Source organism: Pseudomonas sp. PS01301 (assembly GCF_029960215.1).
GTDB lineage: Bacteria > Pseudomonadota > Gammaproteobacteria > Pseudomonadales > Pseudomonadaceae > Aquipseudomonas > Aquipseudomonas coleopterorum.
Map to the genome: position 1 here is coordinate 114122 of NZ_JASCPM010000004.1, position 14709 is coordinate 128830.

The 14709-nt window shown below is 64.5% G+C and carries 15 protein-coding genes; 7 read left to right on the forward strand and 8 right to left on the reverse strand.

What is annotated here, in order from left to right:
- Positions 1 to 92 precede the first annotated feature (92 nt).
- The 3 genes from QMX89_RS03315 to QMX89_RS03325 form a co-directional block, all read right to left on the reverse strand.
- On the reverse strand, positions 93 to 2162 hold the full coding sequence (locus QMX89_RS03315; protein WP_282346813.1) for a GGDEF domain-containing phosphodiesterase: 2070 nt from the start codon (positions 2160 to 2162) through the stop codon (positions 93 to 95).
- Positions 2163 to 2419: 257 nt separating this feature from the next.
- Positions 2420 to 3016, reverse strand: coding sequence for a Fe-Mn family superoxide dismutase (locus QMX89_RS03320; protein WP_192065200.1), 597 nt, complete (start codon positions 3014 to 3016; stop codon positions 2420 to 2422).
- A 186-nt stretch (positions 3017 to 3202) separates the two neighbouring features.
- Positions 3203 to 3802, reverse strand: coding sequence for a LysE/ArgO family amino acid transporter (locus QMX89_RS03325; protein ID WP_049860650.1), 600 nt, complete (start codon positions 3800 to 3802; stop codon positions 3203 to 3205).
- A gap of 89 nt (positions 3803 to 3891) precedes the next feature.
- Between QMX89_RS03325 and QMX89_RS03330 the strand changes: the two genes are divergently transcribed.
- The 3 genes from QMX89_RS03330 (at position 3892) to QMX89_RS03340 (ending at position 6848) form a co-directional block, all read left to right on the forward strand.
- Positions 3892 to 4782, forward strand: a complete 891-nt coding sequence (locus QMX89_RS03330) for a LysR family transcriptional regulator ArgP (protein WP_282346815.1) — start codon at positions 3892 to 3894, stop codon at positions 4780 to 4782.
- Positions 4783 to 4919: 137 nt separating this feature from the next.
- Positions 4920 to 5918 (forward strand): NAD-dependent epimerase/dehydratase family protein, encoded by a 999-nt coding sequence (locus QMX89_RS03335; RefSeq protein WP_282346817.1) that lies wholly within the window; start codon positions 4920 to 4922, stop codon positions 5916 to 5918.
- A 90-nt stretch (positions 5919 to 6008) separates the two neighbouring features.
- Complete coding sequence (locus tag QMX89_RS03340; protein WP_282346819.1) at positions 6009 to 6848, forward strand: ATPase; 840 nt, start codon at positions 6009 to 6011, stop codon at positions 6846 to 6848.
- Between the two features lie 37 nt (positions 6849 to 6885).
- Here the strand turns inward: QMX89_RS03340 and QMX89_RS03345 are convergent, their stop codons facing one another.
- The 3 genes from QMX89_RS03345 to QMX89_RS03355 are packed head-to-tail and all read right to left on the reverse strand — an operon-like array spanning position 6886 to position 9433.
- Complete coding sequence (locus QMX89_RS03345) at positions 6886 to 7935, reverse strand: alkene reductase (RefSeq protein WP_049860654.1); 1050 nt, start codon at positions 7933 to 7935, stop codon at positions 6886 to 6888.
- A gap of 15 nt (positions 7936 to 7950) precedes the next feature.
- Positions 7951 to 9117, reverse strand: a complete 1167-nt coding sequence (locus QMX89_RS03350; RefSeq protein ID WP_282346822.1) for an MFS transporter — start codon at positions 9115 to 9117, stop codon at positions 7951 to 7953.
- A gap of 13 nt (positions 9118 to 9130) precedes the next feature.
- On the reverse strand, positions 9131 to 9433 hold the full coding sequence (locus tag QMX89_RS03355) for a helix-turn-helix transcriptional regulator (protein WP_049860656.1): 303 nt from the start codon (positions 9431 to 9433) through the stop codon (positions 9131 to 9133).
- A gap of 141 nt (positions 9434 to 9574) precedes the next feature.
- Between QMX89_RS03355 and QMX89_RS03360 the strand changes: the two genes are divergently transcribed.
- The gene (locus QMX89_RS03360; protein WP_282346824.1) at positions 9575 to 10147 is read left to right on the forward strand and encodes an ACP phosphodiesterase; all 573 of its coding nucleotides are present in this window, start codon (positions 9575 to 9577) and stop codon (positions 10145 to 10147) included.
- Positions 10148 to 10271: 124 nt separating this feature from the next.
- Here the strand turns inward: QMX89_RS03360 and QMX89_RS03365 are convergent, their stop codons facing one another.
- Positions 10272 to 11042: a lysophospholipid acyltransferase family protein gene (locus QMX89_RS03365; RefSeq protein ID WP_282346826.1), complete on the reverse strand. Its 771-nt coding sequence runs from the start codon at positions 11040 to 11042 to the stop codon at positions 10272 to 10274.
- Entirely contained in the window at positions 11042 to 11797 is a 756-nt protein-coding gene (olsB, locus tag QMX89_RS03370) for an L-ornithine N(alpha)-acyltransferase (protein WP_049860659.1), read from the reverse strand. Before olsB ends, QMX89_RS03365 begins: the two co-directional genes overlap by 1 nt.
- 208 nt (positions 11798 to 12005) lie before the next feature.
- On the opposite strand from olsB, the gene QMX89_RS03375 reads away from it, so the two are divergent.
- The 3 genes from QMX89_RS03375 (at position 12006) to QMX89_RS03385 (ending at position 14691) form a co-directional block, all read left to right on the forward strand.
- On the forward strand, positions 12006 to 13085 hold the full coding sequence (locus tag QMX89_RS03375) for a serine hydrolase (protein ID WP_282346829.1): 1080 nt from the start codon (positions 12006 to 12008) through the stop codon (positions 13083 to 13085).
- Entirely contained in the window at positions 13082 to 13411 is a 330-nt protein-coding gene (locus QMX89_RS03380; protein WP_282346830.1) for an amidase, read from the forward strand. Before QMX89_RS03375 ends, QMX89_RS03380 begins: the two co-directional genes overlap by 4 nt.
- A gap of 122 nt (positions 13412 to 13533) precedes the next feature.
- On the forward strand, positions 13534 to 14691 hold the full coding sequence (locus QMX89_RS03385) for a phosphatidylserine/phosphatidylglycerophosphate/cardiolipin synthase family protein (RefSeq protein WP_282346832.1): 1158 nt from the start codon (positions 13534 to 13536) through the stop codon (positions 14689 to 14691).
- Positions 14692 to 14709 lie beyond the last annotated feature (18 nt).

Below are 14709 nucleotides of genomic sequence, written 5' to 3' on the forward strand. Positions count from 1 at the left end.
GCGGAGGGCGCGCAAAACTGCGCCATAATGCGAAAGATATGCATTTTCTGTAAAGGGCTAATGTGAAAAAAGCTTCAGGCTGACGCGTTGCGCTAACTCTGCGACGGCGTCGAGGTGAGGTGGGTACGGCTGCGCTCCGATTGCTTGAGCAGGGCCGTCAACTCACGCGCCGCCAGCGGCTTGCTGTAGAGGTAGCCCTGACCTTCGTGGCAACCCTGGGCGACGATATAGGCCTCCTGCTCCAGAGTTTCGACACCTTCGGCGATGACCTGCATGTTCAGGCTCTTGCCCAGCTGGATGATGGCCCGCACGATGGTCGCGTCATCCTCGTCGCTGAGCACGTCCTGGACAAAACTCTTGTCGATCTTGATCTTGTCCAGAGGCAGCGACTTCAGGTAACTGAGCGATGAATAGCCAGTGCCGAAGTCGTCGATGGCAATCAGTGCGCCCGAGCGGCGCAGGCTCAGCAGGTGCTGTGCGGCCGTGCTGATGTCTTCCATGAGGCCGGTTTCGGTTACCTCCAGCTCCAGGCTGCGCGGCGGCAGACGATACATTTGCAGGATGTTGCTGACGACGCGGGGCAGTTCGTTGTGGTGCAACTGCACCGTGGACAGGTTGACTGCCATGCGCAGGCCGATGAAGCCTTGGTCATGCCACTCGCGCAACTGGCTGCAGGCCTGATTGAGGACCCATTCGCCGATGGCGATGATGCTGCGGTTCTGCTCGGCCAGGGGGATGAACTGATCGGGGGGAACCAGGCCGTGTTCCGGGTGCTGCCAGCGCAGCAGCGCCTCGACGCCGACGATACTGTGGTCGCGGTAGCTGATCTGCGGCTGGTAGACCAGGTGCAGTTGATTGCGCGCCAGTGCCTCGCGCAGGTCCTTTTCCAGCTCGCGGCGTCGGCGCATCTCGGTGTCGACGCTGGCGATGTAGAACTGGTAGCGGTTGCGCGAACGGACCTTGGCCAGGGTCATGGTCTGCTCGGCTTTCTGCAGCAGCTTCTCGGTACTGTCGCCGTCTTCGGGAAACAGGGTGATGCCGATGGTGGCGCGCAGGCGGATCGAATGCTCGTCGAGCGCGAAAGGGGCATCGAGGTCGTCGAGAATGCGCTGCGCCAGCTCCGCGGCCTTGTAGGGCTGTTCGATGTCCGCCTGAACCAGCGCGAACTGGTCGCCGCCCAGGCGTGCCAGGTTGCCGAACCTGCCGCTGTGGGCCCGCAGGCGGTCGGCCAGGGCGCGCAGCAGGAGGTCGCCCGTCTGGTAGCCGAACTGCTCGTTGATGCCCTTGAAGTCATCCAGGCCGACGCACAACACCGCGACCCGACGCTGCAGGCGATGGGCGTCAAGCAGGACCTTGTCCAGTTGTTGCTGCAGCTGCACGCGATTGGCCAGGCCGGTCAGCACGTCGTGCTGGGCCATGTGCAGCATGGTGTCTTCGGCTTCGTGGCGAAGTTGGGTGTTGCGCTCGATGGACGCCAGAAGCTGGTTGGCCGTGTTGACCCACAGGCCCAGCTCATTGTGCTCATGACCGCGTGGCAACGGCAGTTGGTATTCGCCGGGCCGGTCGGGGTTGATCTGCAGCAGGTGTTCGATGATTCGTGACAGCGGCTTGGTCAGCAGCCAGTGATAGATCAGGTACAGCAACAGGCCCAGGGCCAGGGCGCGCAAGGTACCGGAAATGAAGATGATCACCGAGCTGACGATGAAGTCCTCGCCATAGGTGGCGGTGTCCAGGGTGATGTGCAGGTCGCCGTAGTATTCGCTGAACGGGCCGCGACCGACCAGGCGGGTGCTGAAGCTGCGCTCCTGGCCCAGGATGCGATCGGTCAGCCAGCGGCTGCTCAAGCTCTGCAGTGGGCGCGAGCGTTCGGCCAGCATGGCTTCGTCGGGGTGGCCGATGGACGCTTGACGCACCGCTTCATCCTGAAACAGCCCTTCGATCACCTGCATGCCCATTTCCCGGTCCAGGCTGTAGAGCGCCTGGGTCGAAGGGTCGCGGAACATGGCCAGGATCCGCTCGGCGTCGGCGGAGATGGCCTGGCGGGTCTTGTAGCCATCGAAGACGATCTGCGCACAGCTGAGCACCATGCCCACGACCAGGGCCGACACCAGCACCGCGCGAAGCAACTTGACGGACAAGCTGTTCCTGACTTCCAGCTTCAATGGCAATTCCTTGTGTCGAACGCTTGGCATCAAGATGCCACGAGTATTGGCAACTTACCGTGGGCCGTAAAGCCACAAATGAACGCGAATCGTACCGATTGTCTCGAATGGCGACAGGCGCGCCAGTGTGTCGGCCGGCCTGGATGCATTCTTGAGCGACAATCTGGCAACAAGCTGGACGGGAAGTGCCATCGGCGAATGCAGGCGGGCACAAAAAAGCCCGGCACGAGGGCCGGGCTTTTCAGAAACGATGTGGCTTATGCAGTGAAGGCGCGGCCTTCGTACTGCTGGGCCACGAAGTCCCAGTTCACCAGGTTCCAGAACGCCTCGACATACTTTGGACGCACGTTGCGGTAGTCGATGTAGTAGGCGTGTTCCCAGACGTCGCAGGTCAGCAGCGGGGTGTCGCCGTTGGTCAGCGGGTTGCCGGCACCGATGGTGCTGGCCAGGGCCAGGGAGCCGTCAGCCTTCTTCACCAGCCAGCCCCAGCCGGAACCGAAGGTGCCGACCGACGTCTTGGTGAACTCTTCCTTGAACGTCTCGAACGAACCGAACGCGGTGTTGATGGCTTCGGCCAATGCACCGGTAGGCTGGCCGCCGGCGTTGGGCGCCAGGCAGTTCCAGTAGAAAGTGTGGTTCCAGACCTGGGCGGCGTTGTTGAAGATGCCACCGGACGACGACTTGACGATTTCTTCGAGGGTCTTGCCTTCGAACTCGGTGCCAGGCACCAGGTTGTTCAGGTTCACGACATAGGTGTTGTGGTGCTTGTCGTGGTGATACTCCAGGGTTTCCTTGGAGATGTGCGGCTGCAGGGCATCGTGGGCGTAGGGCAGCGGCGGCAATTCGAAAGCCATGGTGATTCTCCTAATCAGGTCTGTTGCGGTTTGCGCACGGCCGATCACGGGCGGCCTGAGAAACGTCGGCGAGTTTTTACTCTTTGCGACGCAGTGCCGGATCATAGCATCGGCATGGGGCCTTAACCACGCAACAACTGTGTGGGATAGAGGTTCCAGAGCCTTTGCCTGGCCAGACTGACGGTTTCAGGTGAACACCAGTTGCGCCGCGACCGCGAACATCATCACCGCCACCATCAGGTCGAGCAGGCGCCAGGTGGTGGGGCGTGCCAACCAGGGGGCGAGCCAGGCCGCAGCCAGGGCCAGGCCGAAGAACCACATCAGCGACGCACTGGTGGCGCCGGCAACGTAGGCAGCCGGTACGCTTTGCTGGGCGCCCAGTGAGCCGATCAACAGCACCGTGTCCAGGTACACATGGGGATTGAGCAGGGTCACCGCCAACGCACTCAGCAGCACCGCCTTGCGCGAGCGCAGCCCGGTATTGTCGGCCCGTTCCAGGCTCTGCCGCGAGCAGGCACGGCGCAACGCCTGGGCGCCGTACCACAGCAGGAACAGAGCGCCGCCCCAGCGCGCCACCGCCAGCAACGTCGGATTGTGCGCCAGTAGCGTGGCCAGGCCGAACACACCGGCGGCCACCAGCAGCGCGTCACAGGTCACACACAGCAGGGCTACGGGCAGGTGATGCTCGCGGCGCAAGCTCTGCGCCAGAACGAACGCATTCTGCGTGCCGATCGCCATGATCAGGCCGAATGAAACCAGCAAACCATTCAGGTAACTCTGCCACATCGGTGTTTCTCCCTTTAGAAGCTGGCCATTGTGAGGACTGGCGCGGTATAAGAAAAACCAATAGTGCTGATCACTCATTAGGAAAACTGATGTTCGATTACAAGCTGCTCGCTGCACTGGCTGCCGTGGTGGAACAGACCGGGTTCGAGCGTGCTGCCCAGGTGCTGGGCTTGTCGCAATCGGCGGTTTCGCAGCGGATAAAGCTGCTCGAAGCACGGGTGGGTCAGCCGGTGCTGATCCGCGCCACGCCACCGGCACCGACCGATATCGGCCGGCGCCTGCTCAACCATGTGCAGCAGGTGCGCTTGCTCGAGCGTGATCTGCAGGGGCAGGTACCGACGCTGGATGAGCAGGGCATGCCCGAGCGCCTGCGCATCGCCTTGAATGCCGACAGCCTCGGCACCTGGTGGGCGGGCGCGGTGGGTGAGTTCTGCATTCGCGAGCAGTTGCTTCTGGACCATGTGGTGGAGGATCAGGACGTCGGCCTCAAGCGCATGCGTGCCGGTGAAGTGGCGGCCTGCCTGTGTGCCAGCGAGCGGCCTCTGGCCGGCGCGCGGAGTCTCTTGCTGGGGGCCATGCGCTACCGGGCGCTGGCCAGCCCCGATTTCATGGCCAGGCATTTTCCCGACGGGTTCGACCCGGCCCATCTGCCGCGCACGCCCGCACTGGTGTTCGGTCCCGACGACTATCTGCAACACCGCTTTCTGGCATCGCTGGGTCTGGCCGAGGGCTTTCTCCATCACCTGTGCCCCTCGTCCGAGGGGTTCAACCGTTTGGCCAAGGCCGGCATGGGTTGGGGCATGGTGCCCGAACTGCAGGTCGAGGACGCGCTGGCCGAAGGCAGTCTGATCGAGATCTGCGTCGGACATCCGGTGGATGTGCCGCTGTACTGGCATCACTGGCGCAACGGCGGACAGCTGCTCGAACGGCTCACGCAGCATCTGCGCGACGGTGCCGGGAGCTGGTTGGTGCCGCTGTGAGCCCTGCGCGCGTCTATCGGTAGCAGGCGTCGTCCAGGCGTGCAGTGCACGCCCGTAAATCACCTCGAAGCACGCGGCAAAGCCCTTTTCCAGGCGAGCTGCGGTTACACATTGATCGATGTACAGCGGAGCAATTCATGAAGATTCTGGTCACCGGCGCAAGCGGCTTCATCGGCGGACGCTTCACGCGTCTGGCGCTGGAGCAGGGGCTTGAGGTGCGCATCAATGGTCGCCGGGCCGAAGGGGTGGAGCATCTGGTTCGACGCGGTGCGCAGTTCACCCAGGGTGACTTGCTCGACCCCGATCTGGCCAAGCGCCTGTGCATAGGCATCGATGCGGTGGTGCATTGCGCCGGGGCCGTGGGTACCTGGGGCCGCTACCAGACGTTTCATCAGGCCAACGTCGAAGTCACCGAGAACGTCGTCGAGGCCTGTCTCAAGGAGCATGTGCAACGGCTGGTGTATCTGTCGTCGGCGGCGGTGTATGTCGACGGCCGCAGCCACCTCGGACTCAAGGAAGAGCGGGTGCCGAAGCGCCTGCGTGGCCATGAGGCGCGCACCAAGTGGCTGGCCGAGCAGAAGGTCCTGGGCGCCGCCGAGTTCGGCCTGGAAACCGTCGTGCTGCGCCCGCATCGGGTGACCGGCGCTGGCGACGGGCAGCAGTTCGCACGGCTGATCGAGCGGCAGCGAAAGAATCGCCTGCGGATCATCGGTGACGGCTTGAACAAGGTCGATTTCACCAGTGTGCAGAACCTCAACCAGGCACTGCTGGGCGCGTTGTCGGCGGGCGATACCGCGCTCAATCAGGTCTACAACATCAGCAATGGCGCGCCGATACCGTTGTGGGACGTGATCAACTATGTGATGCGCCAGCTGGAATTGCCCCAGGTGCAGCGCTATCGCGATTTCGGCCTGGCCCACGGCAGCGCTGCGCTCGGCGAGGCGGCCTGCCTGCTCTGGCCCGGCCAGCCTCGGCCGCGACTGTCGCGCTACGAGGTGCAGGCGCTGCACGAGCATTTCACGCTGGATATCAACCGCGCCCGACACTACCTGGGTTACGACCCGCGGACCTCGCTGTGGGCATCGCTGGATGAGTTCTGTGGCTGGTGGCGTGCCCAGGGCGCGCCCGGCGCCTGAGCCAATTGCCTCGGTGGTCGGTCGATGACCACCGTTGCGAGGTTATACTCGCGGTCCCGGCCATTACCCCGTGACACAAAGGTTTCTCACATGCGCAAAGATGCCCGCGACGACTTCGACGACAACCTGCCCAGCCTGCGCGGCGATACCCGCGACGATGACGACTTCGCCCCAGTGGGCGGCGGGCGCGAGCGCGATGCGTTGTATTCGCGCAACACCCCGGTGGTGCGCGTCAAGGCGCCCAGCACCGGCGCGCTGTGGGCACTGATCGGGGCCTTGTTCATCGCCTTGGGCGGGCTGGGGTGGTGGAGCTTCCAGCAGATCAACCTGATGGAGCAGCAGTTGGTGGCGACCCAGGAGAGCTTTGCGCGCATCAGCGAAGAAGCGGCGGGGCGCCTGCAGGACATCAGTGGCAAGGTCGCCAACACCCAATCCACTGCCGTGTCGGGCAGCGAAGCGATGCGGGCCGAGATCAAGCAGTTGCAGGACCAGTTGGCGCAGCAGACCCAGCAGCAGAGTGGTGTGGCCGGTCAGCAGAGCACCTTGCAGACACGTCTGGAGCAGGCGGCGTCGCAAGTGGCCGCGCAGCAGACGCTCAACGAGCAGTTGCAGGCGCAGTTGAAGAGCCTGGGCAGCGAGCTTGCCGCACTCAAGCAGGCCCAGCCGGATACCGGCAAGTTGCAGGCACGCTTGGATGGCCTGGACGGCGAGCTGGCCGCATTGAAGAAGAGCAACCCCAGCGCGCAGTTGGAGCGTCTGGAGCAGGACCTGATCGTGCTCAAGAGCGAGCAGGAGAATCGCCCGGCGGCCAGCAGTGGGCCGAGCGTCAATGAATTCGATGCGTTTCGCGGGCAGGCGACGCGCAGCTTGACCACCTTGCAGAGTCAGGTGCAGAACCTGCAACAGCAGATCAGTCAGCTGCGGCGTTGAACGGCCGGGCACGCCTGATGGCGGCCCGGCCTGCCGCTTACATGCGCGGGTAGTCCAGGTAGCCAGCAGCGCCCTTGGCGTAGAACGTTTCAGGGTGTGGCTCGTTCAGCGGTGCATCGGCCTGCAGACGCTCGGGCAGGTCGGGGTTGGCGATGTACGGCACGCCGAAGGCCACGGCATCGGCGATGCCGTTGGCCAGGGCAGCGTTGGCCGAGGCCTTGTCGAAACGCTCGTTGACGATGTACGGACCGCCGAATGCATCACGCAGTTGCGCGGCCAGGCTGTCTTCTCCTTCCTTCTCGCGGGCACAGATGAACGCGATGCCACGCTTGCCCAGCTCGCGGGCCACATAGGTGAAGGTTTCGGCGCGGTTGGCGTCGCCCATGTCATGCAGGTCGGCGCGTGGCGAGAGGTGCACGCCGACACGGTCGGCGCCCCAGACGTCGATGGCCGCATCGGTCACTTCCAGCAGCAGGCGCGCGCGATTTTCCAGCGAGCCGCCGTAGGCGTCGGTGCGCTGGTTGGTGCTGCTCTGCAGGAACTGGTCGAGCAGGTAGCCGTTGGCGCCGTGGATTTCCACGCCGTCGAAGCCGGCGGCCTTGGCGTTTTCCGCGCCTACACGGTAGGCCTCGACGATGTCGGCGATTTCAGCGGTTTCCAGCGCCCGTGGCGTTTCGAAACCGGTGATCGGACGCACCAGGCTGACGTGGCCGTCAGCGGCGATGGCGCTGGGGGCCACCGGCAGTTCGCCGTTCAGGTACAGCGAATGGGAGATACGGCCCACGTGCCACAGCTGCAGCATGATCCGCCCACCGGCGGCGTGTACGGCCTGGGTGACGTTGGCCCAGCCACGCACCTGGTCGTTGGACCAGATGCCGGGGGTGTCAGGGTAACCGACGCCCATGGGCGTGACCGAGGTCGCTTCGCTGAGGATCAGACCGGCGCTGGCGCGTTGCACGTAGTAGTCGGCCATCATCTGGTTCGGCACGCGGCCTTCGTCGGCGCGGCAGCGGGTCAGTGGGGCCATGATGATGCGGTTCGGCAGTTCCAGCGCGCCGAGCTTGATCGGGTCGAAAAGTGTAGTCATGGAAAACAGCCTCTATCAGTGAGTGGCAGGTGCCAGGTCCGGAGTCCGGGTCTGGCGAAAGGTGATCAGGGTGACGATCAGGGCGAGCACGGCCAGAACCGCCGCGGCCAGTGGCACGCTGGTCAGGCCGAGGCCGCCGGCGATGACGGCGCCGCCGATCCAGGCGCCCAGGGCGTTGCCGACGTTGAAGGCGCTGATGTTCAGGGTCGACACCAGGTTGGGTGCCGACTTGCCGAAGGTCACCACGTTGATCTGCAGCGCAGGCACGGCGGCGAAGGCTGCAGCGGCCCACAGGAACAGGGTGATTTCGGTGGGAATGACGGCGACTGCGGTCCAGCTCAGCGCGGTGGACACCACCGCCATGGCCGCGAACACGCCGACCAGGGTCGCGCCCAGGCGTCGATCCGCCAGCTTGCCGCCGATGATGTTGCCCACGGTCAGGCCCAGGCCGATCAGCAGCAGGGTGTAGGTGACGCCGCGCGGCGAGATGCCGGTGACATCGCCCAGCAGCGGCGCGATGTAGGTGAACAAGGTGAACATCGACGCGGCGAACAAGGCCGTCATGCTCAGAGACAGCCATATCCCGGCGCCCTTGAGCGCCGACAGTTCGGCGACCATGTCCAGCTTGGCTTCTTCGCGATTGCTCGGCAGAAAACGCAGCAGACCGATCAGGGCGACGACGCCGATCAGCGTCACCACCCAGAAGGTCGAACGCCAGCCTGCGGCCTGGCCCAATGCGGTGCCCAGCGGCACACCCAGCACGTTGGCCAGGGTCAGGCCGGTGAACATCAGGGCTACGGCCGAAGCGCGCTTGTTGGGCGCGACCAGCCCCGCAGCCACCACCGAACCGATGCCGAAGAAGGCGCCGTGGGACAACGCGGTGACCACCCGGGCGAACATCAGCACGTTGTAGTCGCTGGCGATCGCACAGAGCAGGTTGCCGACGATGAAAATGCCCATCAGCACCACCAGCGCCGCCTTGCGTGGCAGGCGCGCGGTGGCCAGGGCCATGAATGGGGCGCCAATGGCGACGCCCAGGGCGTAGCCGGTGACCAACCAGCCGGCGCTGGGGATGCTCACGCCGAGATCGCCCGCCACATCGGGCAGCAGGCCCATGATGACGAACTCGGTGGTGCCGATGGCGAAAGAGCTCAGCGCCAGGATCAGCAGGGATAGAGGCATGGAAAAATCCTTGTCAGAGCTGTTCGCTCATTTGCGCGAGAAACGCCTGGATGACGTCCTCGTTGCGTTTGAAAAAGTGCCACTGGCCAACCTTCTTGCTGCTGATCAGGCCGGCCCGTTGCAGGGTCGCCAGATGGGCGGAGACGGTTGACTGCGAGAGGCCGCAGCGTTGGTCGATCTGCCCGGCACATACACCGTTTTCAGTGCTGTGGTGCTGATCGGGAAACTGCCCCTGGGGATCCTTGAGCCACGCCAGGATTTCCCTGCGCACGGGGTGGGAGAGGGCTTTTATTATTTCGTCGAGATCAAGGGGCATGACGGACTCGGCTTATATCGGGACGGGACGAAATATATATCTGTATTTCGCGATATACAAATATGATTGCGTGCTAACGAATGGCCGTTCGGCTATATCGGGTTATAACGATACAGACGCAATGGTGCTAAGCTGCCCGGCATGAACTACCTTGCGCACCTTCATCTCGGCGGTCCTTTACCTGAGCAACTGCTCGGCAGCCTCTATGGCGATTTCGTCAAGGGTCGCCTGGAGGGGCGCTTCAGCGCGCGTCTGGAAGCCGGCATCCGGCTGCATCGGCAGATCGACGCGTTCACCGACAGCCATCCGCTGGTGCTGGGTGCCATCGGCCGTTTTCCGGCAGAGCGGCGACGCTATGCCGGGATCATCGTCGACGTGTTTTTCGATCACTGCCTGGCGCGGCACTGGGCGGATTATTCACAGCAGCCGTTGGCGGACTTCTCACGCCACGTCTATCGCGTGCTGGCCGCCGAAGCCGACCTGCCCGGACGGCTGGCGGCCATGGCGCCACACATGATCGCCGAGGATTGGCTGGGGTCGTACCGTGATTTTCAGATTATCGAGCGGGTGCTGCAGGGGATTTCACGGCGCCTGTCCAAGCCCGAGGGGCTGGCTGGGGCGTTCGAGGAAGTACAGGCGCTGTATGAGCCGCTGAGCGAGGATTTTCGGGCGTTCTATCCGGTGGTGCAGGGGTTCGCTCGGGAGATGCGGTGATTGTGCCGACGCTTTCGCGGGCAGAGGGCTCGCCGCCCGCCCCGCTCCCACAAAGCCCATCCCCTATCCCCTATTATGTGGGAGCGGGCTCTGCCCGCGAATGAGGCAACTCGGAACACCTGACTCACGCCGCCCGCCGCATCTCCTCGACCTCACCGAACAACGCCACCCGCACCGCCTTCTGCGCTTCAAAGGCCAGCGCCGCCCGTTCCTTGCCGGTGCTGGCAATCGGCGTCAGCACCTGAATCAATACCTGCCCCCGAGGCTGCGCAAACAGACGCAACAGGTGCGACAACAGATCGTCATCGCCCACGAACGGCGCGATCGGATCCAGATCGCCGCCCCGTTCATAGCGAATTGCGATCGGCTGCACCGCCACGCCGGCATCGATGGCGCTGGACATCAGCCGCCCATGGAACGTCCGCAGACTATGTCCATCGGTGGTCGTGCCTTCGGGGAAGATCATCAGGTCCAGATCGTTGCGCAGGTGCTGGGTCATTTGCCGGCGGATCAGCTGGCTGTCGCCTGCGCCGCGGCGGATGAACAGCGTCCCCGCCTTGAGCGCCAGCCAGCCAGCCACCGGCCAGGTGCGGACTTCGGCCTTGGACAGGAACGAAAGCGGCGCCAGCATGCCGAGCAGCGGGATGTCGGTCCAGGACACATGATTGCCGACCCACAGCATGGGCGTGCGTGGCAACTCGCCCTGCACGGTGACTTCGAAGGGCAGGGCGTTGCTCAGACGTTCCATGAACCAGCGCGACCAGCGCTGGCGCCGCTCCATGCAGTTCGGTACGCGCAGCCGCTCCAGCAGGCTGAACGTCCCGGCCAGCGCCAGGCCCAGACCGATCACCCAGAGCAGCCGCAGGATGCGCGCGTAGACGCGCCAGCGCGGCATCACACGGCCGCCTTGAAGTGGCGGGCATAGCGCGGGCAGAGGTCGTCGCGCTTGAGCAGGATGAACACGTCGGCCACCTGGAAATCCGGGTCCCAGCACGGCTCGCCGCAGATCTTCGCGCCCAGGCGCATGTAGGCCTTGAGCAGCGGCGGCAGTTCAGCGATGACGTTGCCGGGAATGTCCAGGCTCGGCAATGGCATCTTCGGCTCGGCACGCAAGTGCTCGGTGCACAGGTAGCGCTCGCGCAGCCGCTGCATGATCGCCTGGGCCTGGATGCCGCCGTCCTGCATCGGAATGCTGGCGCAACCCATCAGGTAATCGTAGCCGCCTTCGTTGAGGACTTCGGCCAGCTCGCCCCAGAGCACCGCGATGGTGCCGCCGTTGCGATAGGCGGGCGCGACGCAGGTCCGGCCGATTTCCAGGATCGAGCCCTGCAGATGCCGCAGACCGTGCAGGCTGAATTCCTCTTCGCTGTAGAAGCGGCCCAGCCGATTGGCCGCTTGATGGTCGAGCAGGCGGGTGGTCGCCACCAGCCGCCCGGTGGCCAGGTCGCGCACCCCGATGTGCTGACAGTGGGCATCGTAGTCGTCGACGTCCAGACCCAGCTCGGCGCTCTTGAGCGTGGCGTTGAGTTCGGTGCTGAACACGGCGAAGCGCAGGGCCTGGGCCTCGTGCAGAGCTTGCGGGCCGGTGAGGCGTTCGGCCTGCAGACGGCGTTCGGTACGGGTGTCGCCAGAGCGTGCGATCTGAGTCATTGCAAGTCTCCAAAAGCCGGCCGGTGAGTGCGGCAGGTCGATTTTGCTAGGCATGGCCAGCCTAGGAAGACGCGGTGTCACCCCCGTGAAGCTTTGGTGATGCTTGCGTGACAGACCCGGCGGCCGCATGCCACACAACTCTTGCAGCGAACGGCTGTCATACCCGCACTGCACACTCGCGCCAACCCCGCTCACGAGCCTTTCCCGCATGTCGCGTCTGTTTATCCTGTCGATCTTTCTGCTGTGCTCGGTATCGGTGGGTGCGCAAAGCTGGCCGTCTGCGCAGTGGCCCCAGGCATTGGCACCGGCGTCGCCGGCCATTGCCGAGCTGGAGCGCTATGCGTTCGTGCCGCGCGATGACGTCACGCGCGAAGGCGTGCGCACCGACGCCTTGCTGGTCATCCGCGACGGCGAGATCGTCTACGAGCGCTACGCCGGGCCAGGCGCCGCCGATCGGGTGCATGCCACCTGGTCGATCAGCAAGAGCCTGCTGGCAACGGTGATGGGCGTGGCCTACGGCGAAGGGCGCTTCGCCCTGGAGGATGCCGCTGCCGACTATTTCCAGCCGCTCGACTCCCATCGTGACATCCGGGTCGAGGACCTGTTGCACTGGGCCTCGGGCCTGGACTGGGAGGAGGACTACGAATACGCACCGCTCAATTCATCGGTGGTGGCGATGCTCTACACACGCGGCCGCCAGGACATGGCCAGCTACGCTGCCAGCCACCGACGTGCCCATGCCCCCGGCGAACGGTTTCGTTACTCCAGCGGCGACAGCAATCTGCTCGCCGCCGCGCTGCGCAACATGGTCGGCCTGCATGAATACCCGGACTATCCCTGGCAGGCGTTGTTCACCCCGCTGGGCATCGACCGGGCGGTGTGGGAAACCGATGCCAGCGGCACCTTCGTTGCCTCTTCGTATGCCTACCTGACTGCGCGGGATCTGGCGCGCGTGGGCCTGCTCATGCAGCGCGATGGCCAATGGCAGGGCCGGCAGTTGCTGCCTCAGGCCTGGGTCGCCTTCAATCGCACCCCATTCGCCCCGAGCCGGGACGTGCCGGGCGAGCCGGCCGCAGGCGCGCATTGGTGGCTCAACAGCAACGCCGCCTGGCCCCATGCCCCCCGCAGCACCATGGCGGCGCTGGGGCACTGGGGACAAGCCCTGTACGTGTTGCCCGAGCAACGCCTGGTGATCGTGCGCTATGCCGACGATCGCGATGCCAGCTTCAGCCATGATGCACTGCTGCAACGGCTGCTGGCCGCCTTTGCCCCAGAGGTTGGCCAATGAGCACCGGCAAGCGCGCCTGGGTGGCCCTCAGCCTGCTGCTATCGCTGGCGGCGGCCACATGGCTGTGGCACGAGCGCACACAGTTGCTGGCATTTCCGGACATCCTCAGTGCCTATTCGGCAAAAGAGTACTGTTCATGCCGCTACGTCATGCAAAACAGCGTCGAGTACTGTCAGAGCTACATCAGACAGTATCTGCCGCTGAGCAGCCTGAGCGAAGACTCGGGCCAGCGGCGGGTCCTGGCCAGTGGCCTGGGACGCAGCAACACGGCAGCCTGGGTCGGTCCGCGGCAAGGCTGCCGGTTGATTCCGGGGAGTGATGGATGAAACTGCCCGAGCCACGATGCCCGCGCCGATCACTGGCCTCTTCTTTCACTTGGTTACAGGACTGCCCATGCATGATTCGAATGGCTTGCAAGCGACCCCACCTGTCATGAAGGGGCGCTGATATGGGCGGGCCGGTGTTCCCATGGCGCAATTCCAGCGAGTTCGAACTGCTCATCGATGGGCCGCAGTTCTTTCCGCGCATGCTTGAACGCATCGGCCAGGCCGAGCACACGATTGATCTCGAACTCTACCTGGTGGAAGCCGGTGCCTGCGCCGGGGCTGTGGTCCAGGCACTGCAGGCGGCTGCAGTGCGTGGTGTTCAGGTGCGCTGCCTGTTCGACCATTACGGCTCGCTGGCCTTCACTGCGGAACTGCGCGCGCAGCTGACCGACGCCGGCGTCGAACTACGCTTCTACAACCCGATCAGCTGGCGTCGCGGCGTGCGCAACCTGTACCGCGACCACCGCAAACTGCTGCTGGTGGACCAGCAATGGGCGATGGTGGGCGGCACTGGTGTGACCGATGAATTCTGGCAGCCGGATGAAAGTGTCAGCGAATGGCACGAAGTGATGGTCGCCATCACCGGCACCCTGGTCGCCGACTGGCAGATGCTGTTCGACCGCCAATGGCGTGCCAACCTGAGGCGCACTGCCTGGCGCCCGCCGACCCATTTCGGCCTCGCGCGCGTGCCGCCCATGCCCGAAGGCGGCCAAGGGCTGGGTCGGGTAGCCTACGCGGACGCTCGTCAACATCGCGACATCCTCCAATCACTGGTGCGCGCGCTCAACAGCGGACAGCGGCGCATCTGGCTGGCGACGCCGTATTTCCTGCCGACCTGGAAGGTGCGCCGTTCGCTGCGGCGGGCGGCCAGTCGCGGCCTGGATGTACGGCTGCTACTCACCGGCCCGCGCACCGACCACCCCTCGGTGCGCTACGCCGGACACAACTATTACCCCAAGCTGCTCAGGGCCGGGGTCAAGATCTACGAATACCAACCCTGTTTCCTGCACCTGAAAATGGTCTTGATCGATGACTGGGTCAGTGTCGGTTCCTGCAACTTCGACCACTGGAACCTGCGCTTCAACCTGGAAGCCAACCTCGAGGCGCTCGATCCCGTCCTGACCGAGGCGGTGGAACGCAGCTTCACCACCGACTTTGCGGCCAGCCACGAAGTCAGTCTGAGCGATTGGCGCCGTCGGCCGTTCTGGGGGCGCGTCCAGCAGCGCATCTTTGGCTGGATGGATCGCCTGAGCGTGGCCGTGTTCCGCCGCCGCGGCTGAAGCTGCTCGGCAGGCGTG